Raw genomic sequence first — 22635 nt, forward strand, 5'->3', positions numbered from 1 at the left:
ATACTCTCCTGGTCCCACTGGCGGAGAAGAAGCCAAGCCCGAGCCCGCATCAGCCACTACAGACGCAGAGGCCATCACGAAGTGTCGTTGCAGTACTAGGCCGCGTGCAAGCACCGCAACCGGCGGACCACCAGGGTGTGTTCGGCGGTCGAGAGCCGTCAGTGTCCGCTCACATTCGCGGTCACCGCCGGACAGGCGGGCCACGCACCGCAGTTCGAGAACACCGCGCCCGGACACGGTATCCGCATCCCTGTCCGCATCCGCATCCGCACGGTATTTCCCAAGTCGCCCGACGGGCAGGCGCACCGGAGGCGTCTCGGTCGACGCGGCGGGCATCCCGTCGCCCTCGACCCGCGCGGCATCACCATCCGCCCCGACGCCGCCTAGTCGTTCCGGGCGTTGCCGTCGTTGGAGCGATTGGCGCGGCGGCGACGCATACGTTCGCGGAGAGAGTCCGTCGAGGGGTCGAGCAGCGGTCGCTCGGCCGGGCCGTCCGGGGACGCCTCGCTCCACTGCCGGGCCTGCCGTACCAGCGCGGCCAGTTCGTCGGAGCCGTTCTCCCGCGATGAGTCGTGGTGCGTCATGGTGGACCCGATGCCCGCGCACTTGCCGGCCACGGCTGAGAATTGGTCACGAATATGCGGCATATCGATAACAACAGTGGCGAAGGGGGCGCACTGTGGGGCGGTTTTCAGCCGGCCGCATCTCGGCCCGGCCCGCCTGCTCCCGTCCTCATCGCGTCACCCGCCCGGCCCACAGCGCTCTCGGCCGACTCTGAGCCGTGATACGGCATCGTTTCGGGGACAGAGCTCCGGTATGTCGTTCCCCGCGCCGTAATCCCGGCCGAGCGACACCGGATCGCGCGTTATCGAAGGAGGGAGCGCCCATGCCTTCGTCGGCCGTATCCGACTTGGCCGTGTCCGACCTGGCCGTGAACGTGCTGGACGCGAGTTCGTTGTTGTCCGCCTTCGGGGCGCTCGGCATCGCCGTGGTGTTGTTCGCGGAGACCGGCCTGCTGGTCGGCTTCTTCCTGCCCGGCGACTCGCTGTTGTTCACCGCCGGACTGTTGTGCGTACCGGGCTCCTCGAACCGGGTGCACCTGACCCTGTGGCAGGTGTTGCTCGCCGCCGTGGTCGGAGCCCTGCTCGGCGCCCAGGTCGGCTATCTCCTCGGCCGGCGCGGCGGACGCGCGCTGCTGAGCCGGTACAAGAACCGCAGCCTGCACGAAGGCGTGGCGCGGGCCGAGGAGTTGCTCGGCAAGTACGGACACGCCAAGGCGGTGGTCCTGGCCCGCTTCGTCCCGGTCGTGCGCACGGTGCTCAACCCGCTGGCGGGCGTACTGGGGATGCCCGTGCGCACTTTCACCCTGTGGCAGATCATCGGCGGCACGGTCTGGGCGATCGGCCTGGTCCTGGCAGGCTACGGACTCGGCTCGTCCGTACCGAACGTGGACACCTACCTGCTGCCGATCGTGGCGGTGGTGGTACTGATCTCGCTTCTGCCGATCGCACTGGAGGTACTCCGCCAACGCAAACACCGCCCCGACTCGGGCTCGGGCTCGGACCCCGGCTCGGACCCCGGCTCCCACCGCCGAGACGAACCGTGACCGACCGCACCTTGCCCGGGTGGTTGGGTCGTTCCGGCGTGCGTTGCGCTTGTGGTCGCTGGTGGCCGGTGCGGGGCGGCCAGAGTCGGTGATGGGCCGCCGCCGGCGTGCGGGGCTCCGAGACGGCGGGTTCCCGACGAGACGGATGCATCGCTTAGCGAAAGCCGGCCGGCAGCAAGGGAGCGGGAGGGCGGTCGGGCCGAGTCCTCCAGGGGCCTTCCCGAGTGGGCCGGGTGCTTTCGGCGCGCGTTGCGCCTTGGGTTGCGGGTGGCCGGTGCAGGGCCGGCCAGAGTCGGTGATGGGCCGCCGCCGGCGTGCGGGGCTCCAAGACTCGGGGCTTGCGGCGAGACGGGTGTGTTGCTTGGCGAAAACCGGCCGGCAGCGGCGGGCAGGGGGTGGGCGGGTCGAGTCCTCCGGAGGGCTTTCTCGGGGAGTCGGTTGTTCCCGGCGTGCGTTGCACTTTGGGTTGCGGGTGGCTGGTGCGGCGCTGGTCAGAGTCGGTGATGGGCCGCCGCCGGCGTGCGGGGCTCCGAGACAGCGGGTTCCCGACGAGACGGATGCATCGCTTAGCGAAAACCGGCCGGCAGCGGCGGGGAGGGAGGGCGGTCCGGTTGATCCCGCCGAGGAGCCGTCCCGAGTGGGTCGGGCAGGGCATTTCGAGGTGCAGTGGGCGTGTGTGAGAGGCGAGAGTTTACGAAACCGGACGACGTGAGGCGTCATGGCCTCGGTGGGGGAGAAAACCGCAGGTCAGCGCGAAGTGGGAGCGTTTGAGGTGCCTCGGGATCCGGTTTCGGCCCCTACTGGGCACTTGTGGTCTCTTCGACGGCCTCTGCGAGGTCGCGGCGTCCGAAGTCGGCTGCGATCGGGCGGTTTTGGTCTTCGCAGCGGCGTCAAGGGGGTCGGAGCGCACGAAACCGGCACTCGACGCCCGACTTTCCGCCCCGACACTACAAAACCGCAGGTCACCGAAGCTCAGGGCCCACAACCACCGATCGCGATCCGGTTTCGAGCCCCAACTCCCCTCCAAACGCTCCCGAAGCACCCCAACCCACTCGGGAAGGCCCTCTGGAGGACCCGACCCGACCGCCCTCCCTGCTCCCCGCTGCCGGCCGCTTTTTCGCCGAGCAACACACCCGCCTCGCCAAGGACCGGCAGTCTCGGAGCCCCGCACGCCGGCGGCGGCCCATCACCGACTCTGACCGGCCTCGCACCGGCCACCCGCAACCCAAGGCGCAACACGTGCCGAAAGCACTCGGCCCACTCGGAAAGGCCGCCCGGGGAACCCGACCCGACCGCCCTCCCCGCCCGCCGCTGCCGGCCGCTTTTTCGCCGAGCAACACACCCGCCTCGCCAAGGACCGGCAGTCTCGGAGCCCCGCACGCCGGCGGCGACCCACCACCGACCCGGACCGGCCCCGCACCAGCCACCCGCAACCCAAAGCGCAACACGCGCCGAAAGCACTCGGCCCACTCGGAAAGGCCGCCCGGGGAACCCGACCCGACCGCCCTCCCCGCCCGCCGCTGCCGGCCGCTTTTTCGCCGACCGACACACCCGCCTCGCCAAGGACCGGCAGTCTCGGAGCCCCGCACGCCGGCGGCGACCCACCACCGACCCGGACCGGCCCCGCACCGGCCACCCGCGACCACACACGCAACGCACGCCGGAAGCAGCCCCGGCTCCGGCCGGCCCGAGACCTTCGGCGGAGGCACCTCAGGTGAACGCTGTCGCCAAGTGGGTGGACAAGGCCGCTGTCGCCGGGTGTTGGTCGTGTTGTGGGGTGATCGTGTAGATGCCGCGGGTTGGGGGGTCTATCAGGGTCGCCGTGGTGACGTCTGTGCGTAGGGCGGTGGTCAGGGCGGCGGGGATCAGGGCGATGGCGTGGCCGGTGGCGACCATGGCGATTTTGCCCGGCAGGTCGGCCGCCGCCAGGTCGATTCGGGCGGTGGTTCCGGCGCGGGCGGCGTGGCGGCGTAGGAGGGCCGCCGAGCCGTCGTTGTCCTCGACCCAGGTCTGGTCGGCCAGTTCGTGGATCGGCAGTGGGCCCCGGCCGGCGTGCGGGTGGTCGGCGGGCAGGACGACCACCATCTCGTCGACGCCCAGGAGCCGTCGTTCCACCCGGGGGTCGTCCGGCAGGCCCGGCGGCGCGTCCGTGACCACGGCGATGTCCAGGTCGCGGGCGAGCACCCGGTCGTACAGGTCGGCGCTCGATCCGGGCAGCAGGCTCCACCGCAGCGGGCCTTCGTCGTCCAGGAGGCGCCGGATCGCGGCGGGTACGATCCCGGCGGCCAGGGACGGCGTCGCGCCGACGGTCAGCGGGCGACCCGTTGTCCCGTCTCGTACGTCCCGAACCGCGCGCACCGCCCGATCCGCCTCGTTGAGCACGACGAGGGCGTGGTGCCGGAACACCTCGCCGGCCGGCGTCGGCCGCACCCCACGCACCTGCCGCTCGACCAGCGCCACCCCGAGCCGCCGCTCCAGGCCGGCGATCTGCCGGGAGACGGCCGACTGGGTGTGGCCGAGTTCGACCGCCGCCGCCGACAACGACCCGACCCGACACACCGTCACGAAGGTCCGCCACACGGTGAGATCCAACTTGCCCCCTCCAGCACGAGCCTGGGCACAAGTATGGCGGCTCCGGGCAGGTCGTATGCGAGATACGCATGCCTGCCCTTCCGAAGTTGCGCTTGTCGCAGAGCCCGCCACTGCTTCACGCTGGGACGCATGACCACCGCACCGCGCACGATCGCCGTCCTCGGCCTGGGCCGCATGGGCACCACTGTCGCGACACGACTCGCCGAGCACTCCCATGAGGTCATCGGCTGGACCCGCTCCGGGCCTCCCAGCACCGGCGGCCCCTTCCACACCACCGACGACCCGACCACCGCCGTCGCGAAAGCCGACGTCGTGCTCCTCGCGCTGTTCGACGGCCGGGCCTGCCGCGAGGTTGTCGACCAGGTCCGCGCCTCGCTTCGACCCGACGCCATCGTGGTGAACACGAGCACGGTCGCCCCCGCCGACGCGTCGGCGCTGGCCCATGAACTCGGGGCCTCTTACGTGCACGCGCCCGTACTCGGCTCGGTGCCCGCCGTCGCCGCCGGAACCCTGGACATCCTCGCCGGCGCCGACCCCGACACGCTCGATCGGGTGCGGCCGGTGTTGGCGGCGCTCGGCACCGTGCGGCCCATCGCCGACGCCGGTACCGCCGCCGCCCTCAAGCTGATCGCCAACAGCAGCCTCGCCGGCGGAGTCCTGGCCCTGCGCGAGGCGCTGCGGCAGGGCGACGCGCTCGGCCTGCCCCGAACCGAGGTGCTGGACATACTCGAACTCGGCCTGCTCGGCGGACTCGTGGCCCGCAAACGCAGCATGCTCACGAGCGGAGGCAACCGGCCCACTGCCGCCCCCGCCCAGTTCACCATCGCCGCGCTGGCCAAGGACCTGGACCTGCTGGCCGCCGCGTCCGGTACCCCGCTGCGCAGCGCGGCCGACCTGGCCGGCACCCCGGCCGACCCCGAGGCCGACATCGCCGTCGCCGCCCTGACCCCCGCCGTCCCCGACGCGGTGCTCGAACCCCTCCGCGCCTATATACGCGGACACGCCACCGGCGACCCCGCCCACTTCCGCGCCGCGTTCCTGCCCACCGCGCACGTCGAGGGCATCCGGGACGGCGCGTTCGTCTCGTGGGGTCTCGACGAATATTGCGCGCTCTTCCCCGGCCGGCCCGCCCCGGACGAGCCGACCCGCTCGCGTCGCATCGACACCGTCGACGTACACGGCACCGTCGCCACCGCGACCATGACCCTGCGACACGGCACCGACACCTTCACCGACGTCTTCCTCCTGGCCCACGTCGACGAAGGGTGGCGCATCACCAACAAGGCCTACCACCGACGCCCCTGAGCCTTTGGCCCCCAAACCGCCCGGCCCCAGTCACCCGCCCGCCCGGACATGACCGATCCCATGTTGACGACGCATCCGAACGGGTGCTTTGGTGAGCCTCGCCTAAATTCCGAGATTTGTTCGATCGAGCGGGGTCACCTGGTGTTCGCCAACTACCTGATAGGTCTGCGCGAGGGGCTGGAAGCAGCCCTCGTGGTCAGCATCCTGATCGCCTATCTCGTCAAGAGCGACCGCCGGGACGCACTGCCCGCCGTCTGGCTCGGGATCGGCGCCGCCGTCGCGCTCAGCGTCGCCCTCGAGGCCACCCTCGAACTGACGTCGGCCGAGATGACCTTCAAGCAGCAGGAGCTGTTCGGCGGTTCGCTCTCCATCCTGGCCGTGCTCCTGGTCACGTGGATGATCTTCTGGATGCGGCGTACCTCGCACGCGCTCAAGGCGGAGTTGCAGGGCAAGCTGGACCACGCGCTGGCGATGGGCACGGGTGCGCTGGTGTTGACCGCGTTCCTGTCCGTGGGGCGGGAGGGCCTGGAGACCGCGGTGATCGTGTGGGGCACGGCCCGCTCCACCGGCGAGAACACCGAGCCGATGATCGGCGTCGCCCTCGGACTGGCCACCGCCGTCGTGCTCGGCTACCTCTTCTACGCCGGCGCCGTCCGCATCAACCTCGCCAGGTTCTTCCTCTGGACCGGCGCCGCACTCGTCGTCGTCGCCGCCGGCGTACTCGCGTACGGCGTCCACGACCTCCAGGAGGCCGACTACCTCCCCGGGCTGTCGAACCGGGCCTTCGACATCAGCGACACCATCCCCCCGGACACCTGGTACGGCACCCTCCTCAAGGGCATCCTCAACTTCCAGCCCGACCCCACGGTCCTCCAGGTCACCGTCTGGACGGCCTATCTGATCCCGGTCATGGCACTGTTCTTCCTGCTCCCCAAGGGCGGCCCGAAGAAGACCCCCGCCCCCACCCCCACCGCCCCGGGAACCGCCTCCGTCTGAGCGGACCGCGCCCCGTGGCGCAGATCACGCAGATCACGGCAGATCACGCCGAACCGACCCGATCCCACGCCGGGTATGTCCGAGAAGATCATCAGCCGCGCGCCGACGGATATCCTCTGACCCGGTCCGGCCGAGAAGCGCCGAACACGTACAGGGGGGCACAGGCATGACGCAGCCGCGCAACGGGGACGGCCTCGCGGGCCAATCCCTCGACGAGGGCGGGGCGCGCACCGCGCGGTGGGCGTTCATCCGTACCGAGAGCGGCAGCGCGACGGTCCTCCTGGTCGCCACGCTGGCCGCGCTGGCCTGGGCGAACATCGGCGCCGACTCCTACGAGTCGTTGTGGCACACACACCTGTCGATCCGGCTCGGCGACTCCGGTGTCGCGCTCGACCTGCGCGAGTGGGTCAACAGCGGCCTGATGACGCTGTTCTTCTTCGTGGTCGGCCTCGAAGCCCGGCGCGAGTTCGACCTGGGCGAGTTGCGTGAGCGGCGCCGGCTGACCCTGCCGTTGCTGGCGGGGCTCAGCGGCATGGCCGTACCGGTGCTGATCTATCTGGCGATCAACGCGGGCGACTCCTCCGCGCACGGCTGGGGCGCGGCGATGTCCACCGACACCGCGTTCGCGCTGGGCATGCTCGCCCTGCTCGGCAGCCGGTTCCCGCGCCGGCTGCATACGTTCATCCTGACCGTGGCCGTGGTCGACGACTTCGTCGCCCTCGTGGTGATCGCCGTCGCCTACAGCGACCACATCGACGTAACCCCACTGCTGATCGCGCTGGCCCTGCTCGGGGTGGTCCTGCTGGTGCGCGGCGCGCGGATCCGGCGTGGTGCCCCGTACGGGGTGCTGGGCGTGATCACCTGGGTCGCGGTGCTGAAGTCCGGCGTGGATCCGGTCGTGGTCGGCCTGGTGTTCGGCCTGCTGACCATCGCCCACCCGGCGTCGCGGGCCGAGCTGGAACGGGCCACCGGCCTGTTCCGCTCCTTCCGCGAGCAGCCCACCCCGGAGCTGGAACGCACCGCCCGACGCGGCATGGCGGCGGCGCTGTCGCCCAATGAGCGGCTGCAGCGGATGTACCACCCGTGGACGAGCTACGTGATCGTGCCGCTGTTCGCGCTGGCCAACGCCGGGATCACGCTGAACGGCGGGCTGCTCTCCCGGGCCTTCACCTCGCCGATCACGCTCGGCATCCTGTTCGCCTACGTGCTCGGCAAGCCGATCGGGATCATCGGTGCCAGTGCGCTGACCACCAGGCTCAGCGGGGGCCGACTGCGTCCGCCGGTCGGCTGGGGCGCGGTGGTCGGCGGCGGCGCGATCGCGGGTGTGGGCTTCACCGTGTCGCTGCTGATCGCGACGCTCGCCTTCGAGGGCGAGCAGTTGGACGAGGCCAAGGTCGGCGTGCTCAGCGCCGTGGTGTGCTCGTTCGTGGTCACCTGGCTGGTGTCGGTGGTGATCTCGGCGCTGCCGCGTCCGGCCCGGTCGCGGGCGCTGCTCGGCACCGGGCAGAGCCTGGTCGACCTGGCGGTGCCGGTGGATCCGGACCGCGACCACATCCGGGGCCCGATCGACGCGCCGGTGACACTGGTCGAGTACGGCGACTTCGAATGCCCGTTCTGCGGTCGGGCCGAGCCGGTGGTGCGCGAGCTGCTGGCCGACTTCGGCGACGTGCGCTACGTCTGGCGCCACCTGCCGCTGCCCGACGTGCACCCCCGGGCCCGACTGGCCGCGATCGCCGCCGAGGCCGCCGCGGATCAGGGCGCGTTCTGGGAGATGATGGACCACCTCCTCGAACACCAGGACGCGCTCAAGCCGAGCGACCTGATCGAACACGCGCGCACCCTGGGCCTGGACGTCGACGAGTTCCGCCTCGCGTTGCGCACCCGGCAGGGCGCCGATCGGGTCGCCGAGGACGAGGAGTCGGCGGACCTGAGCGGGGTGACCGGTACACCGACCTTCTTCGTCAACGGCCGCCGCCACCACGGCCCCTACGACATCGCCGGCCTCACGGCAGCCGTACACGCGGCCAAGGAACGCGCGCTGATGGACCGCTGAGCGGGCGGCGCGCGGGGCCACTCACCTCGGCGCGCCCGCTCACCTCGGCGCGCCCACCCGCCTCGGGACAGCGGACACGGCGGACGCAGCGGACACCGCGCTCACCCGGCCGATTCCGGAAAGTCGTCGCGGGCCCGGACCACGTCCCGCGTCAGCCGTTCGAAGGCGCGGGCGGCGGCGCTGCGGTAGGCGCTCTCCCGGCGGAGCAGCACGACGGTACGCACGGGCAGCGGCGGATCGACGGCCACCGGGCGCAGATGCGGATGGTCGCGGGCGATCGCGTCCGGCAGCACGGTGGCCAGCGGGGTGCGTCGGACGATCTCGGTCAGCGCCTGGATCGAGTTCGCCTGGACCGCGATCCCGGGCCGTACGCCGTGCCGGGCGAAGTACTCGTCGATGTGCCCTCGGGTGGCGAAGTCGTCGCTGAGCAGCGCCAGATGCTCAGCGTCCAGGTCGCGCACCGGCAGCGGCGGGGCGTCCGGGGCGGGGGTCGGCCGGGTCGCGCCGACCACGAGGCTGAGCCGTTCGGTGCCGAGCGCGGTCCCGACGAGGCCCGGCAGGTGTGTGCCGCGAAACGCGATGCCCAGGTCGAACTCGTCCGCGGCCAGGCCGGATTCGATCCGGTCCTGGGTGGTCTCCACGACGTCGAGGGCGATCCCGGGGTGACGGGCGTACAACTCCTCGGTCAGCGGCCCGACCAGGTACGTGGTGAACGTCGGCGTCACCGCGAGCCGCAGGCCGCCGCGGGTCAGGTCGGCCACGTCGTGCACGGCGCGTTCGGCGGCGGCCAGGTCCTGGAGGGCCCGGCGGGCGTAGTGCAGGTAGCTCTCGCCGACGTCGGTGGGCCGCACCGTGCGCCCGCTCCGGTCGAGCAGGCGCACTCCGAGGATGCGTTCGAGCTGCTTGATCTGCTGGGACAGGGTCGGCTGCGAGACACGCAGTTCCTCCGCCGCACGGGTGAAGTTGCCGTGCTCGGCGACGGCGAGCAGGTAGCGGAGGTGCCGTAGTTCCGGGGCCATGAGAACGACTATAGGTGATGACTATGGCTTCGATGGGTAATGCGTCTTGGACGCTATAGGCACAGGTCATGCATGGTGGATCCAGTCGGGCAGGAGCGCCCCGCTTTCACCGTCGCCTTCGTAAGGGAGTAGTGCCAGCCATGCATCACCTCACCGCCGGTGTCACCCGGTTCCAGCGCGATGTGTTCCCGGCCAAGGCGCCGCTGTTCGACCGCCTGGCGCATGCCCATCGGCCCGCGACGCTCTTCATCGGCTGCTCCGACGCCCGCGTGGTGCCGGAGCTGATCACCCAGAGCGAGCCGGGCGAGCTGTTCGTGATCCGTACGGCCGGCAATCTGGTGCCGGCCCATACACCGGGCGCGGGCGGCGGTGACGGGGTGGCCGCGAGCATCGAGTACGCGGTCGCCGTCCTGGCGGTCACGGACGTGATCGTCTGCGGGCACTCGGCCTGCGGGGCGATGACCGCGCTCGCCGAGGGCCACGACCTGGCCGGTACGCCGCAGGTCGCCGACTGGCTCCGGCACGCGAACCCCGATCGGGCCCGTCCGGCCGCGGACGCCTCCGATCGGGTGGGCGCGCTGGTCCGGAGCAACGTCGCCGACCAACTCGCCAACCTGGCCACACATCCGAGCGTGGCCCGCGCCCTGGCCCGGCACGCACTGACCCTGCACGGCTGGGTCTACGACATCGGCTCCGGCACGGTCACCGCGCTGGACGCCGCCACGGGCCGGCCGATCGCCCTGCCGGCCTGACCCTTCCCTCCGCCTGACCCTCCCCTCCCTCACACACCCTCGTAAGGAAACCCCATGCCGCACGCCCTGTTCGACCCCACCGCCCGGCAGCAGCTCGCCGCCACCGCCGTCGAGGCCAAGATCCGCAAGGACCTGACCTGGGAGCGGATCGCCGAACCCACCGGCCTGTCCGTCGCGTTCGTCACCGCCGCCGTCCTCGGTCAGCACCCGCTGCCCGCCGACGCCGCCCACGCGGTCGCCGAACTCCTGGACCTGGGCCCGGAAGCCGCAGCACTGCTCCAGGCCATCCCCACCCGGGGCCCGGACACCCCGGGCCTGCCGACCGACCCGACCATCTACCGCTTCCACGAGATGCTGATGGTCTACGGCACCACCCTCAAGGCGCTGATCCACGAGCAGTTCGGCGACGGCATCATCAGCGCGATCAACTTCCGCCTCGACGTGCGGAAGGTCGCCGACCCGGAGGGCGGCGAGCGCGCGGTGATCACGTTGGACGGCAAGTATCTGCCGACCAAGCCGTTCTGACATTCCGGCTTTCCCATCTCTTTCCGCACACCTTCACCCGAACGACCAAAAAATCCCGATGACCCGGAAATCCGGAGGAATCCCATGGACTTCGCCCAACGCGCCATCGACCTGGCCCTCCGCAACGTCGAGGAGGGTGGCCGGCCCTTCGCGACGGTGATCGTCCGCGACGGCGAGATCGTCGCCGAGAGCGCGAACAAGGTGGCCCAGACCGCCGATCCGACGGCGCACGCCGAGATCCTGGCGATCCGCGAGGCGTGCCGAAAGCTGGGGACGGAGCATCTGATCGGCGCCACCATCTACGTCCTCGCCCACCCGTGCCCGATGTGCCTGGGCTCGCTCTACTACTGCTCTCCCGAAGAGGTCGTCTTCCTGACCACCCGCGACGACTACGCGCCGCACTACGTCGACGACCGCAGGTACTTCGAACTCGACACCTTCTACGCGGAGTTCGCCAAGCCGTGGGAAGAGCGCCGGCTTCCGATGCGATACGAGCCGCGTACCGCCGCCACCGACGTCTACCGCGAGTGGCAGCGCCGCAACGGCGGCGAACGCCGGGTCACGGGCGCCCCTACCGCCTGATCCGGACGCCGGGGCGGTTTGCCGCCGTTGCGGAGTCGATATCGCCAACTTCCGCACCCGCCTTGACGATTACGCTTCGGCGTTTCTAGGGTGCGGCGAGTAGTCACCCTCCGGAAAGGTTGGTTCGTGATGGCCGCTCGGTCCGTCGTTGCCGCTCGACGGTGCGTTTCATGACGGTGGGGCCCGACACGCTCACGGCGCTGCTCAAGCGCAAGGACGTGCTCCCGGCGGGATGGGAGTCGGTGTTCGGCATGGTGGCGCGCGAGGACTTCGTGCCCGCCCGGATCTGGCCGGACGACACCGACGCGCTCCTCGATCGCGACCGGGATCCGGAGGCGTGGCGCCGCGCGGTCTATTCGGACCGGGCGTTGGTGACCCAGTGGGACGACGGCCGGCACTCCGGCACCGAGGCGGGCCGGTTGGCCACGTCGTCGGCGTCGACGCCCTCGACCCTCGCGGAGATGTTGTACGACCTCGACGCGGCCCCGGGGATGCGGGTGTTGGAGGTCGGCACCGGGACCGGTTACAGCGCCGGCCTGCTGGCCGCGCGCGGCTGCCGGGTCACCTCGATCGAGGTCGACCCGCACCTGGCCCGGCGGGCCCGGGAGAATCTGGCGGCGGCCGGGTTCGGCGATCTGGTCGAGGTGATCACCGGCGACGGCACGCTGGGCCATCGGGCGGGCGGGCCGTACGACCGGATCCAGGTCACCGCCGGGGTGCGGCGGGTGCCGGCGGCGTGGATCGAACAGGCCGCGCCCGGCGCGGTGATCGTGCTGCCGTGGGGCACCGACTACGGCAGTGGCGACTGCGCGCTGCGCCTGGTGGTGGGCGCCGATCGGCGTGGTGCGAGCGGGCCGTTCACGCTCGCCACGGCGTTCATGAAGCTGCGGGCCCAGCGGCCGGATTGGCGGCGCTACGGCGGCGCGGCGCTGCCCGACGACTGGGCCGCCTACGCCCGGGCGACGACCACGACGTTGGGCTACGACGACGTGGTGGGCGGGCCGTTCGACTCGGTGGGCTTCGTGCTGGGCCTGTGTGTACCCGATTGCCTGGCCCGGACGGTGCTGCACGGGATATTCGGCGCGACGTTGTGGCTGTACGGCGCCGACACCGGGCGGGGTCACTCGATCGCCGCGGCCGATTTCGGCACGGACGCGCCGACCATCCGGCAGTCGGGCCCGCGTCGGTTGTGGCACGAGGTCGAGGCGAGTTGGCACTGGTGGAACGCCCGGGGCCGGCCGACCATCCACGACTTCGGCCTGACCGTCACGGTCGCCGGCGACGGCGTCGTGGACCAGCAACCGTGGTACGGCGCCACCACGTTTCCGCTCGTCCCGCCGGCGCACGACTGGCCCGCGCGGGGCCGCGGTTGACGCCCGGGGGTCAGGCCGGGGTCGGGGCCGCGGCGGGGAAGCCGGCGTCGGCGAGCCAGAGCAGTGCGCTCTCCGCGATTTCCGGCCATCCGCTGTCGACGGTCAGCGAGTGGCCCCGGTCCTCGAAGCAGCGATAGTCCGTGATGGCACGGGAGTTGCGGTAGCGCTTGAGCGTGGCGCGGGTCAGCACGTCGGGGACGGTGTGGTCCTGCTTTGCGGACAGCAGCAGGAGTGGTCCACGCGACTGGTTCCCGGTGGCGACCTCGGCGGCGGAGTTGCGGGTGAGGTTGCCCAGGGCCAGTTGGAAGAGCGGGCGGGCCGTACTGGGGATCGTCCAGGCCGCGAACAGGTCCTCCGACTCCTTGCGGGTCACGGTGTTGGCGAAGCCGTACCGGAACTGGGCCTGATTCAGCGACACCACGCGCTTGGCGTTGGCGGGGTTGCGCAGGATGGCGTATGTCGACTTCACCTGGGCCGGTCCGACCGCCTTGACGCCCTTGATCTGGCCGGGACAGATCGCCACGGCCGCGGCGGCCAGGCCCTCGCCGAGCAGCTGCTGGGCGATGAAGCCGCCGACGGAGTGGCCGATCAGCACCGGTGGGGTGTCGAGGCCACGAATCACGTCCGCGTGCGCCGCGGCGATCTCGGCGAGGCCGACCCCGGCCTGGCTCTGCGGGTCCCGGCGGGTGGCCAGTACGGTGCCCGGCACTCCGGGCCACTCGGGCGCCAGCGGCTCGTAGCCGGCCTTCCGGAATCGTTCGATCCAATTCCGCCAGCTGGTCGAATGCAGCCACAAACCATGGATGAACACCACGGGAGTACGTTTCACGGCCTACCTCGCCTCGCTCACCAAGCCCCCGCCGCACACCAGCCCGAACAAGATCCTTTCCCGCCACTGTGACACCGCCCCCGGCACGGCGCCGGCCGCGCTGCGGCGGGCGTGTGGTTGTGTCCGGGGCGGGGGTGTCGACGGGGGCGGATTTCGGAATGGGCGTCATGTAAGGTTTCTACAGATGTGTAGAAGCTTGGTTTCGGCGGGCTCGGTGCGAGCGAGGCCGCTTGGTCGCCTGCGATTCAGGGGGTGGAACTGTGCTGAATGATCATCGAGAGCGACGCATGGGAGTCGAGTGGGTGACGGCTCCTCCGGAGGAGGAGATCCGCCGCGTCTACGAGCCGGTGGAGATCCGTAACCGGGACGGCAGTTGGGCCCTGGGACGGATCAACGCGCGCTGGTACGGCGGGCGCGGCGAGGACTGGTGCCGCCTGCGCATCGTCGGCAGCGACCGCCCGGCCCGGTGGGTCCCGTTCGACCCGGACGTCTTCGTGGAACTGCAGATCGACGGAACCTGAGGGGTCGCCCACGACTGCGCAACGCCCGTAGGGCGGGCGTGGGGCTGCGGGGCGCGCACCGCCCGTAGCGCGCGCGTGGGGCTGTGGGGCGCGGCGCTGACCGTCGGCAGGGGCCGTGGGCTCGGGCGCAGCGGCGACCGGCGCGCGCCTTCCGGCTCGGGGTGCACCGCCGCCGGCGCCGCGCCGGTCGAGTCGCGGCGTTGACTATCGCCGCGAGTCAGAGGTGCGGCGCTGACCGTCGGCAGGCGCCCTGGGCCGGCGCAGCGGCGACCGGCGCGCGCCTTCCGGCTCGGGGTGCACCGCCGCCGGCGCGGCGCCGGCTGAGAGGCGGCGTTGGCGGTCGCCGCGAGTCGAGGTGAGGTGTTGACCGCACGCGCGGGTGGGACGCTTCGTTGCCGGCCGGCACGGGGCGAGGTGCGGCGTTGACGGCACGCGCGGGCCGAGGCGCTTCGCTTCCGGTCGGCGCTCGCCGGGATGCTCTCCTGCCGGCCTTGGGTCCGCCGGGGTGCGGCCGTCGACCGTCGTCGGGGGCCTCGTAGGCTCGGGTGTTCGACGCTGTATGAGGAGGTCGTCGTGTCCGATGAGACGTGGGGCTTTCCCGCCGTGGGGCGGCGGGTGTTGGTCAGCGGGGCCGCCCGAGGGCTGGGTCGGGCCGTCGCCCGGGCGTTCGCCACGCACGGGGACCGGGTGGTGGTGCACTACGGGTCGCGGCGGGACGAGGCCGAGGAGACGCTGGGCGGCCTGGCCGGTCGGGGACACGTACTGATCGGCGCGGACCTCGCCGAGCCGGACGCGGTCGAGCGGCTCGTGGCCGAGGCGGAGGAGGCCCTGGGCGGCATCGACGTGCTGGTCAACAACGCCGCCGTCAACACCCCGCATCCCCCCGCCACGACCGACTACGCCGAGTGGGTGACCGCCTGGCAGCGGCACGTCGCGGTCAACCTCGTCGGCGCCGCCGGACTGAGCCACCTCGTCACCCGGGGCATGATCGCGCGCGGCACCGGCGGCCGCATCGTCAACGTCGGCTCGCGCGGCGCGTTCCGCGGCGAGCCGGACCACCCCGCCTACGGCGCCACCAAGGCCGGACTGCACGCACTGGGTCAATCCCTGGCGGTGGCGCTCGCCCCGCACCGGATCGCGGTCGCCTCCGTCGCCCCGGGCTTCATCGACACCGACCGGGTGGCCCACCGCCTGTCCGGTGCCGAGGGTGCCGCGATCCGCGACCAGAGCCCGTTCGGCCGGGTCGCCGATCCGGCCGAAATCGCCGCCGCGGTCCTGTGGTTGACCTCTCCGGAGGCCGAATGGGCATCCGGCACGATCCTCGACCTCAACGGCGCCTCCCACCTGCGCACCTGAACCGACTCCGGATCGCGCGGCCGGGGCGACGTCTCCGCCGACGCGCTGGGCCGGATCCGCGAGTCCCGCACCGAACCGGCGGGCGCCGAACGGGTGTTGCTGGTGAACGCCGGACCGCAGGCGGTCGTAGTGGATCCCGCCGAACAGCTGATGCCCGGCTTCCGGCCCGAGCCGCGCGCCGACCTGCTCGCCCAACTCGCTGCGCTGGGCGTGGAGTTGCGCCCGGGTAGGACCCTGATCACCCAGCCGCCGAGCGAGCCGGGCAGGCCAAGGCGTTCACCGTGGACACCACCGGAGGCGGCGGGATATCCGCCGACATCCGGTTCCGCTGCCACGGGGTGCGGATCAACGGGGACCACCTGGCCGAGTCCAAGATGGCCGCGTACGCCATGCGGCGCGCCGAGGTCGTGGTGCGGAACATCCTCGCCCAGGTGCGCGGGGAGGCGCCTACGGCGACCTACCTGCCCTCGCCGGAGCCCTCGATCCTGCTCCCGCTCGGGCCCACGGGTGGCGCCGGCCAGTAGCCCACCCGTGGTCGGGGCTCGACTCGGCGTATACCGCGTTCACCAGGAATGCGGATCGCACCGACGCGGTGGCGGTCCCGTCGCCCCGGGGTGGGGGTGACGGGACCGCCCGGTGTGCCTGCGTGCCCGTACCGTGCGGTCGGCGCGGTCAGCGGCCCTGGAGGGCCTTGACGTTGTTGCCGAAAGTCCAGTTGCGCGAGCCGTCCCAGTTCAGCGACCAGGTCATCAGGCCCTTGAGTGCGCCGCCGTACTTGTTCCACGCCTGGGAGACCAGGCCGGTCGACATGTAGCCGCCGCCCGCGCCCGGTTGCGCGGGAAGACCCGGGACCTGCTTGTCGTAGGGAACCTTGATCGTGGTGCCCTGGACAACCAGGCCACGGTTCAGGCAGTCGGTCTGCGCGGTGAAGCCGGCGACGGTACCGGCGGAGTAGGAATCGCCGTTGCAGCCGTACATGTTGCCGTTGTAGTACTGCATGTTCAGCCACCACAACCGGCCGTTGTCCGCGTACTTCTTCACGATCGGCAGATACGCGCCCCAGATCGAGCCGTAGGTGACGCTGCCGCCGGTGACGTAAGCCGTTTCGGGGGCCATCGTCAGCCCGAACTGCGGTGGCATCTGGGCCAGTACGCCGTCGATGATGTGCATCAGGTTGGCCTGCGACGTGGACGGGGTGTTGATGTTGCCGCCGCCGACCAGGCCGGTCTCGATGTCGATGTCGATGCCGTCGAATTGGTACTTCTTCAGGATCGGCACCACGGTCGCGATGAACCGGTCCGCCACCGCACGGGAGTTGAGGTCGATACCGGCCGCGGCGCCGCCGATGGACATCAGGATGGTGGCGCCGGCCGCTTTGGCCTGGCACATCTCGGCCGGGGTGGCCACCTTCACCGTCGAGTCCATCCCGTCCTCCCACAGGACGGTGCCGTCGCCGAGGATGACCGGGAACGCCGCGTTGAGCACGTTGTATCCGTGCGCGGCGATGCGCGCGTCGGTGATCGGGATCCAGCCGAGCGGCGGGTGTACGCCGTTGACCGCGCCGTCCCAGTTCTCCCAGTAGCCCTGGATCACCTTGCCGAAGGGCTTCGGCTTGCGCGGACAGAGATCGTCCGGCGGGTCGGCGGTGGTGGCGGTGCCGGTGGCCTTCGCCAGGTGCGGACGGCCGCTGCCCTGAATGCCGTCCGGGGTGGACGCGGCGACGGAGCCGCCCACCGCGAAGGCGACCGCCAGGGCGACCCCAAGCAGGCGTGAGGTCCTGCGCTTCATGCTCGATATCCTTCCGGCCGTTCGAGCGCGGCCGGGCACGGAAGGAACGTCCTGCGTGGCACGCCTACCTCCCGGGCGGGGACGGGCCCGGAAACTCACGTGGTGCAACACCAAAACGCTAAAGTGGTCCAGACCTTCAGGTCAACAGGTCCAGACCACAGTCAAACTCCGTCAAACAAACCGCACCCCGGCACACAAAACGCGCCGCCGACCGCGGAGCGGACACGGAACGCGGAGCGGACCCGGGACCGGACGCGGAACGCGGAGCGGACCCGGGACCGGACGCGGAACGCGGAGCCGGACGCCGGACGCGGCGCGGGCGCGGGGCCGGACACGGGCCGAGGCGAAGGGCTGGGCGCGAGGCGCGGGGCCGGGCGAAGGGCCGGGCGCGGGGCGCGGCGGCGGCGCGGGGCTGGGCGTGGAACGCGCAGAGCCGGGCGCGGGACAAGGCACGACCCGAACCGACGCGCGAGGCGAGGCGAGGTATGGCCCGAACCGACGCGCGAGACGGGGTGTGGCGCGGTCAGTGGGGTGGGGTCGGGGGGTGGTAGATGGCGGTCAGCCAGATGTGGAGCAGCGTGGTTACTGCTTCCGGTTCGGACAGGGAGGGTTGGTCGGCGGCGAGCGTGGCCAGTAGGACTCGTTCGTTCATCGAGGTGAGTGCGATGGCCAGGTCGCGGGCCGGGGGGCCTTCGGGGGCGGCGCCTCGGGTGCGTTCGGCCGTGATGGCTGCCGTGGCTCGGCGGATCCAGTTCTCCATGACGCGGGCCCACAGTTCCTGTACCTCGCGGTTGGTGCCGTGGGCCCGGGCCGCGGCCAGGGTGACCGCGCGGTGGGCCCGGAAGGTCGCGAAGAAGGCGTCGATCGTCGATCGCCAGTGGGCCGTCGGGTCCGCCGGCAGGTCTTCGAGCATGCCCTCCGAACCGGCGTCGGCCTCGGCGACCACCCGGTCGATCAGACTGAGCAGGACCGCCTCCTTGGAGGCGAAGTAGAAGTAGAAGGTGGGTCGCGAGATGCCCGCCCCGCGGGCCAGGTCGTCGATGGAGATCTCGTCCAGGCCGCGCCCGCCGAGCAGTCGCTCCGCGGTGGCCAGGATGGCCCGCTCCCGATCGTCGCCCGAGGGACGCGAGTCGCGCCGGCCCCGACGCGGGCGGATGCTGTCCTTGGCGGGGGTCTCGGTCACCCCCGAACCCTATCGCCCGTCGAACGTCTCGACACTGTGTTGACTGACTCGACGCCACGTCGATACCGTTGCCTACGCTACCGTCCGGTAGCCGTGCGCCGCACCGGCGTTCGCTCGGATGTCGCACCCGTCGCCCACTGTCGGGCGCCCCTCGCGGAATGGGGAACGGCATGGCCAGGGAACACGTCGACGTACTGATCGTCGGGGCCGGCCTGTCCGGCATCGGCGCCGCCTGCCACCTGCGCCGACACTCCCCGGGCAAGTCCGTATCGATCCTGGAGGGCCGGGACGCGATCGGCGGCACGTGGGACATCTTCCGCTACCCCGGGATCCGTTCCGATTCGGACATGCACACCCTCGGCTACTCCTTCCGGCCGTGGACCGCGAACGAGGCGATCGCCGACGGCGCGGCGATCCGCGACTACATCCGCGACACGGCGCGCGAACACGGCGTGGATCGGCTGGTGCGCTTCGGGCATCGGGTGCTCGGCGCGGAGTGGTCGAGCGGCGAGGCGCGATGGACGGTACGCGCCGCCCGGCGGCCGGTCGTACGCCCGACGCAGGCACCCTCGGCCACGCCGATACCGACGCCGATATCAACAGCACCGCCGACCCCGACGCCATCGCCAAACCCCGCCGACGAGGCCGCATCCGATCCGGGCGACGAGGCACCTTCCACCGAAGTCGTCGAGCTGACCTGCTCGTTCCTGTTCGTGTGCACCGGCTACTACCGCTACGACCAGGGCTACACCCCCGACTTCCCCGGCATCGAGAACTTCGCCGGACCCGTCGTCCACCCCCAGGCGTGGCCCGAGGACCTGGACTACACCGACAAGCGCGTGGTGGTCATCGGCAGCGGCGCCACCGCCGTCACCCTGGTCCCCTCGATGGCCGACACCGCCGCGCACGTGACCATGCTCCAGCGCTCGCCCACCTACGTCATGGCGCTGCCCGCGCGCGACACGGTGGGCCGACGGCTGCGTCGGGTGTTGCCGGACCGCGCCGCGCTGCCGCTGATCCGGGCCAAGAACGTCGGCCTCACCATGCTCGCCTTCCACCTCTCGCGCGGCGCGCCGAGGCTGATGAAGTCCGTGCTGCGCAGGGGCGCCATCCGGCAACTGCCCGAAGGCTACGACGTGGACACCCACTTCGCGCCCCGCTACGACCCGTGGGACCAGCGCATGTGCTTCGTGCCCGACGGCGACCTGTTCGCCGCGCTGCGCGGCGGCCGGGCCTCGATCGTCACCGACACCATCGCCGGCTTCACCGCAACCGGACTGCGGCTGGATTCGGGCGCCGAACTGCCCGCCGACATCGTGGTCACCGCGACCGGCCTGAACCTGCTGGCCATCGGCGGCATGATGTTGACCGTCGACGGGGCCCCGATCGAACTGTCCGAGACGGTCGCCTACAAGGGCATGATGCTCTCCGGCGTGCCCAACTTCGCCCTGGCCCTCGGCTACACCAACGCCTCGTGGACGCTCAAGTGCGACCTGGTCGGCCGCTACGTTTGCCGGCTGCTCAACCACATGGACGCGCACGGCTACCAGGTGTGCATGCCACAGGCTCCGCCCGCCGACGCGCCGCTCGAACCGCTGCTCGACCTGAAGTCCGGCTATGTACTGCGCGGCACCGCGATGTTGCCCAAGCAGGGCCCGACCGCGCCGTGGCGGCTGCACCAGAACTACCCGCGCGACGTACTGCTGCTCAAGCACGGTTCGCTCCAGGACCGGGGGATGCGCTTCGGCCGCGCCGCCGCCCCGGCACGCCCGGCCGAGCCCACCTCGCGCTGAACGCCCGTCGTCCGCTCAGCCGTTCGCCGGCTACGCGGCACCCGGCCCCGGATCCTCGCTCGCCTCGCTCTTCTCCAACTCCAACCTCGGCAGCACCTTCGCCAGCGGCGCCGGCAACCACCACGCACGCGTGCCCAGGAGTTGCATGATCGCGGGCACGATCAGGCAGCGGATGATCACCGCGTCCACGAAGATCGCCACCGCCATGCCCAACCCCAGCTGCTGGAGCGCCCGTTGCGGGCTGAGCAGGAACGCGGCGAACACCACGATCATGATCGCGCCCGCGGCGGTGATCACCGAGCCGGTGTGCGCCAGACCCTCGCGCACGGCCGACCCGTGGTCCCGGGTGCGCTTCCACTCCTCGTGGATCCGCGAGACCAGGAAGATCTCGTAGTCCATCGAGAGTCCGAAGATCACCGCGAACACCACGACCGGGACCCAGGGTTCGATCGGACCGGCCTCCGCGCCGAGCATGCCGTGCTGGAACACCGACGTCATCGCACCGAGCGCGGCCCCGATGCTCAGCAGGTTCAACACCGCGGCCTTGAGCGGGATCAGCAGCGAACGAAACACCATCATCAGCAACACGATGGCCACGCCGACGACGAGCACGATGAACAGCGGCATCCGGTCCGCGACCTTGGCGGAGTAGTCCTCCGCCGCCGCGGTGGCCCCGCCGACCAGGAACCGCGCACCGGTGGACTTGGACACCGAAGGCAATACCTCGTCGCGCAACGCGCCCACCAGGTCGGTGGTGGCCCGATCCTGCGGCGCGGAGGTGGGAAAGACCATCACGGTGGCGATCCGCCCGTCCGCGACGGCCAACGGTCCCACCGCCGTACGCACCCCGGAGGTGGCCCGAAGCACGGTCGTCGCCTCGGTACCGGCCGCCTGGGCACCGACCGCGCCGCCCTCGACCACCACGATCAACGGCCCGTTGAAGCCCGCGCCGAACCCGTCGGACAGCAGGTCGTACGCCTTGCGACTGGTGGTGCCCGTCGGGTCGTTGCCCGCGTCGGAGAAACCGAGCCGCAAACCGAGCGCGGGCACCGACAACGCGCCGAGGGTCAGTACCGCCACCAACAGGGCGACCAGCGGCCGACGTTGCGCCACCGTGCCGACCCGCCGCCAGAGTGTGCCCTCGGGCGCCCTGCCCTTCGCGGCCCGGGCCGCCGCTCGGGCGACGAACTGTCGGGAGAAACGTTCGCCGAAGATCGCGAGCAGCGCGGGCAGCAGGGTCAGCGACGCGACCATCGTGCCGAGCACGGTCAGCGCCACCGCCAACGCCATGCCCTGGAGCGACCCGAGGCCGAGGGCGACCAGCCCGAGCAACGCGGCGATGACCGTACAGCCGGCGAAGAACACCGAACGCCCAGCCGCGTCCAGGGAGATCGTGGCGGCCCGCGCCGGCTCGGTACCGCGCACCAGTTCGCTGCGATACCGCGCGAAGATCAGCAGCGCGTAGTCGATGCCCACGCCGAGCCCGACCAGGATCATCACGAACGGCACCCAGCTCGCGATGGTGAACACCCGGGAGGCGACCACCACCACGGCCATCGACGAGCCGACCGCGAACAGCGCGGTGACGATGGGCAGTCCGGCCGCGATCAGGGTGCCGAACAGGAAGACCAGGATGACCAGCGCGGCCAGGATCCCCGCGCCCTCGGCACCACTGCTCTCGTTCCGACCCATCGCCCGGGCCGCCTCGCCGCCCAACTCGACGCGCAGCCCGTCGTGTCGGATCGACCGCGCGGTGTCGTAGATCCGCTCGGTCTGTGCGGTGGGCATCTCCTCCGAGGTACCGGTGAGCACCACCGTGGCATAGCCGACCCGGCCGTCGGGGGAGATCGCCGCCGGATCGTCGTACAGGCCGCGCACCTGCGCCACCTTGGGCAGCCCCGCCACCTTGCCGAGCATCGCGTCGATCCGCTGCCGGGTCGCCTCGGTACGCAGGCCGGCCTCGTCGCGCAGCACGATCTGGAGGGTGTCGCCGGCCTCGGCCGAGGCGTGTGCGGCGAGCAGGTCCGACGCCCGCTGCGACTCGGCGCCCGGGATGGAGTAGTCCTCGTGGTAGTCGTCGCCGACCGTCGAGGCAACGCCCCAGGTGCCGGCGAGAACGACCAGCCACAGCCCCACGACGAGCCATTTGCGGCGATGCGCGAAGCCGGCGAGGCGGGCGAACACCCCCGCTCGCGGGGCCGTGGGGGGAGCTTTTTCGGTGAACGTCATGGATCTTCCCGGATCGTGTCGATCGGCACAGGCGTCGCCGCTATGACGCGCCTCGCGCGCCGAATGTGACCGATCGGCGCGAGAACCCTCCGACCCGACTCGCGCAGGGCCCGGGCGCATGGCCGGCCCCGGT

The 22635-nt window shown here is 71.5% G+C and carries 19 protein-coding genes; 12 read left to right on the top strand and 7 right to left on the bottom strand.

The genetic code is table 11. From position 1 onward, the window contains the following. Window positions 1–383: 383 nt before the first annotated feature. Window positions 384–584 (bottom strand): hypothetical protein, encoded by a 201-nt coding sequence (locus ACFXKZ_RS36655; protein ID WP_380006887.1) that lies wholly within the window; start codon window positions 582–584, stop codon window positions 384–386. Between the two features lie 302 nt (window positions 585–886). On the opposite strand from ACFXKZ_RS36655, the gene ACFXKZ_RS36660 reads away from it, so the two are divergent. Then, window positions 887–1606, top strand: coding sequence for a DedA family protein (locus ACFXKZ_RS36660; RefSeq protein ID WP_380006890.1), 720 nt, complete (start codon window positions 887–889; stop codon window positions 1604–1606). Between the two features lie 1710 nt (window positions 1607–3316). Here ACFXKZ_RS36660 and ACFXKZ_RS36665 read toward each other — a convergent pair. Then, window positions 3317–4198 carry a LysR family transcriptional regulator gene (locus ACFXKZ_RS36665; RefSeq protein ID WP_380006893.1) on the bottom strand — a complete coding sequence of 294 codons (882 nt, stop codon included), beginning with the start codon at window positions 4196–4198 and terminating at the stop codon, window positions 3317–3319. 129 nt (window positions 4199–4327) lie between these two features. Between ACFXKZ_RS36665 and ACFXKZ_RS36670 the strand changes: the two genes are divergently transcribed. The 3 genes from ACFXKZ_RS36670 to nhaA all read left to right on the top strand — a co-directional run bounded on the left by ACFXKZ_RS36670 (window position 4328) and on the right by nhaA (window position 8552). Continuing rightward, the gene (locus tag ACFXKZ_RS36670; RefSeq protein WP_380006896.1) at window positions 4328–5503 is read left to right on the top strand and encodes a nuclear transport factor 2 family protein; all 1176 of its coding nucleotides are present in this window, start codon (window positions 4328–4330) and stop codon (window positions 5501–5503) included. Between the two features lie 141 nt (window positions 5504–5644). Continuing rightward, complete coding sequence (efeU, locus tag ACFXKZ_RS36675) at window positions 5645–6499, top strand: iron uptake transporter permease EfeU (RefSeq protein ID WP_380006899.1); 855 nt, start codon at window positions 5645–5647, stop codon at window positions 6497–6499. A gap of 166 nt (window positions 6500–6665) precedes the next feature. Beyond that, the gene (nhaA, locus tag ACFXKZ_RS36680; RefSeq protein ID WP_380006902.1) at window positions 6666–8552 is read left to right on the top strand and encodes a Na+/H+ antiporter NhaA; all 1887 of its coding nucleotides are present in this window, start codon (window positions 6666–6668) and stop codon (window positions 8550–8552) included. Window positions 8553–8653: 101 nt separating this feature from the next. Here the strand turns inward: nhaA and cynR are convergent, their stop codons facing one another. Next, entirely contained in the window at window positions 8654–9571 is a 918-nt protein-coding gene (gene cynR, locus ACFXKZ_RS36685) for a transcriptional regulator CynR (protein WP_380006905.1), read from the bottom strand. A 140-nt stretch (window positions 9572–9711) separates the two neighbouring features. Between cynR and ACFXKZ_RS36690 the strand changes: the two genes are divergently transcribed. The 4 genes from ACFXKZ_RS36690 (at window position 9712) to ACFXKZ_RS36705 (ending at window position 12803) form a co-directional block, all read left to right on the top strand. Then, a complete protein-coding gene (locus tag ACFXKZ_RS36690) occupies window positions 9712–10323 on the top strand; it encodes a carbonic anhydrase (RefSeq protein ID WP_380006908.1) in 612 nt (203 codons plus the stop codon). 54 nt (window positions 10324–10377) lie between these two features. Further along, entirely contained in the window at window positions 10378–10848 is a 471-nt protein-coding gene (gene cynS, locus ACFXKZ_RS36695; protein ID WP_380006911.1) for a cyanase, read from the top strand. An 84-nt stretch (window positions 10849–10932) separates the two neighbouring features. Next, window positions 10933–11430, top strand: a complete 498-nt coding sequence (locus ACFXKZ_RS36700; protein ID WP_380006914.1) for a nucleoside deaminase — start codon at window positions 10933–10935, stop codon at window positions 11428–11430. A gap of 170 nt (window positions 11431–11600) precedes the next feature. After that, complete coding sequence (locus ACFXKZ_RS36705) at window positions 11601–12803, top strand: methyltransferase domain-containing protein (protein WP_380006917.1); 1203 nt, start codon at window positions 11601–11603, stop codon at window positions 12801–12803. A 10-nt stretch (window positions 12804–12813) separates the two neighbouring features. Here the strand turns inward: ACFXKZ_RS36705 and ACFXKZ_RS36710 are convergent, their stop codons facing one another. Continuing rightward, window positions 12814–13632, bottom strand: a complete 819-nt coding sequence (locus ACFXKZ_RS36710) for an alpha/beta hydrolase (protein ID WP_380006920.1) — start codon at window positions 13630–13632, stop codon at window positions 12814–12816. A gap of 302 nt (window positions 13633–13934) precedes the next feature. On the opposite strand from ACFXKZ_RS36710, the gene ACFXKZ_RS36715 reads away from it, so the two are divergent. From ACFXKZ_RS36715 to ACFXKZ_RS36725, 3 genes are all read left to right on the top strand, one after another. Continuing rightward, entirely contained in the window at window positions 13935–14153 is a 219-nt protein-coding gene (locus ACFXKZ_RS36715; protein WP_380006923.1) for a hypothetical protein, read from the top strand. Between the two features lie 573 nt (window positions 14154–14726). Beyond that, a complete protein-coding gene (locus ACFXKZ_RS36720) occupies window positions 14727–15509 on the top strand; it encodes an SDR family NAD(P)-dependent oxidoreductase (protein ID WP_380006926.1) in 783 nt (260 codons plus the stop codon). A 281-nt stretch (window positions 15510–15790) separates the two neighbouring features. Then, a complete protein-coding gene (locus ACFXKZ_RS36725) occupies window positions 15791–16033 on the top strand; it encodes a hypothetical protein (protein WP_380006929.1) in 243 nt (80 codons plus the stop codon). Between the two features lie 148 nt (window positions 16034–16181). Here the strand turns inward: ACFXKZ_RS36725 and ACFXKZ_RS36730 are convergent, their stop codons facing one another. Both ACFXKZ_RS36730 and ACFXKZ_RS36735 read right to left on the bottom strand, forming a co-directional pair. Next, on the bottom strand, window positions 16182–17297 hold the full coding sequence (locus ACFXKZ_RS36730) for a chitinase (RefSeq protein WP_380006932.1): 1116 nt from the start codon (window positions 17295–17297) through the stop codon (window positions 16182–16184). Window positions 17298–17820: 523 nt separating this feature from the next. After that, complete coding sequence (locus ACFXKZ_RS36735) at window positions 17821–18480, bottom strand: TetR/AcrR family transcriptional regulator (RefSeq protein ID WP_380006935.1); 660 nt, start codon at window positions 18478–18480, stop codon at window positions 17821–17823. A 170-nt stretch (window positions 18481–18650) separates the two neighbouring features. On the opposite strand from ACFXKZ_RS36735, the gene ACFXKZ_RS36740 reads away from it, so the two are divergent. Beyond that, window positions 18651–20273, top strand: coding sequence for a flavin-containing monooxygenase (locus tag ACFXKZ_RS36740; protein WP_380006938.1), 1623 nt, complete (start codon window positions 18651–18653; stop codon window positions 20271–20273). A gap of 30 nt (window positions 20274–20303) precedes the next feature. Here the strand turns inward: ACFXKZ_RS36740 and ACFXKZ_RS36745 are convergent, their stop codons facing one another. Then, entirely contained in the window at window positions 20304–22502 is a 2199-nt protein-coding gene (locus ACFXKZ_RS36745; protein ID WP_380006941.1) for an MMPL family transporter, read from the bottom strand. Window positions 22503–22635 lie beyond the last annotated feature (133 nt).

This window comes from Embleya sp. NPDC059237, from assembly GCF_042754105.1.
Taxonomy (GTDB): domain Bacteria; phylum Actinomycetota; class Actinomycetes; order Streptomycetales; family Streptomycetaceae; genus Embleya.

Coding starts and splice junctions, on each gene's coding strand:
- ACFXKZ_RS36655 (WP_380006887.1), bottom strand. CDS start 584: ATGACGCACCACGACTCATCGCGGGAGAACGGCTCCGACGAACTGGCC.
- ACFXKZ_RS36745 (WP_380006941.1), bottom strand. CDS start 22,502: ATGACGTTCACCGAAAAAGCTCCCCCCACGGCCCCGCGAGCGGGGGTG.
- cynS (WP_380006911.1), top strand. CDS start 10,378: ATGCCGCACGCCCTGTTCGACCCCACCGCCCGGCAGCAGCTCGCCGCC.
- ACFXKZ_RS36705 (WP_380006917.1), top strand. CDS start 11,601: ATGACGGTGGGGCCCGACACGCTCACGGCGCTGCTCAAGCGCAAGGAC.
- ACFXKZ_RS36690 (WP_380006908.1), top strand. CDS start 9,712: ATGCATCACCTCACCGCCGGTGTCACCCGGTTCCAGCGCGATGTGTTC.
- cynR (WP_380006905.1), bottom strand. CDS start 9,571: ATGGCCCCGGAACTACGGCACCTCCGCTACCTGCTCGCCGTCGCCGAG.
- ACFXKZ_RS36670 (WP_380006896.1), top strand. CDS start 4,328: ATGACCACCGCACCGCGCACGATCGCCGTCCTCGGCCTGGGCCGCATG.
- ACFXKZ_RS36700 (WP_380006914.1), top strand. CDS start 10,933: ATGGACTTCGCCCAACGCGCCATCGACCTGGCCCTCCGCAACGTCGAG.
- ACFXKZ_RS36660 (WP_380006890.1), top strand. CDS start 887: ATGCCTTCGTCGGCCGTATCCGACTTGGCCGTGTCCGACCTGGCCGTG.
- ACFXKZ_RS36740 (WP_380006938.1), top strand. CDS start 18,651: ATGGCCAGGGAACACGTCGACGTACTGATCGTCGGGGCCGGCCTGTCC.
- ACFXKZ_RS36730 (WP_380006932.1), bottom strand. CDS start 17,297: ATGAAGCGCAGGACCTCACGCCTGCTTGGGGTCGCCCTGGCGGTCGCC.
- nhaA (WP_380006902.1), top strand. CDS start 6,666: ATGACGCAGCCGCGCAACGGGGACGGCCTCGCGGGCCAATCCCTCGAC.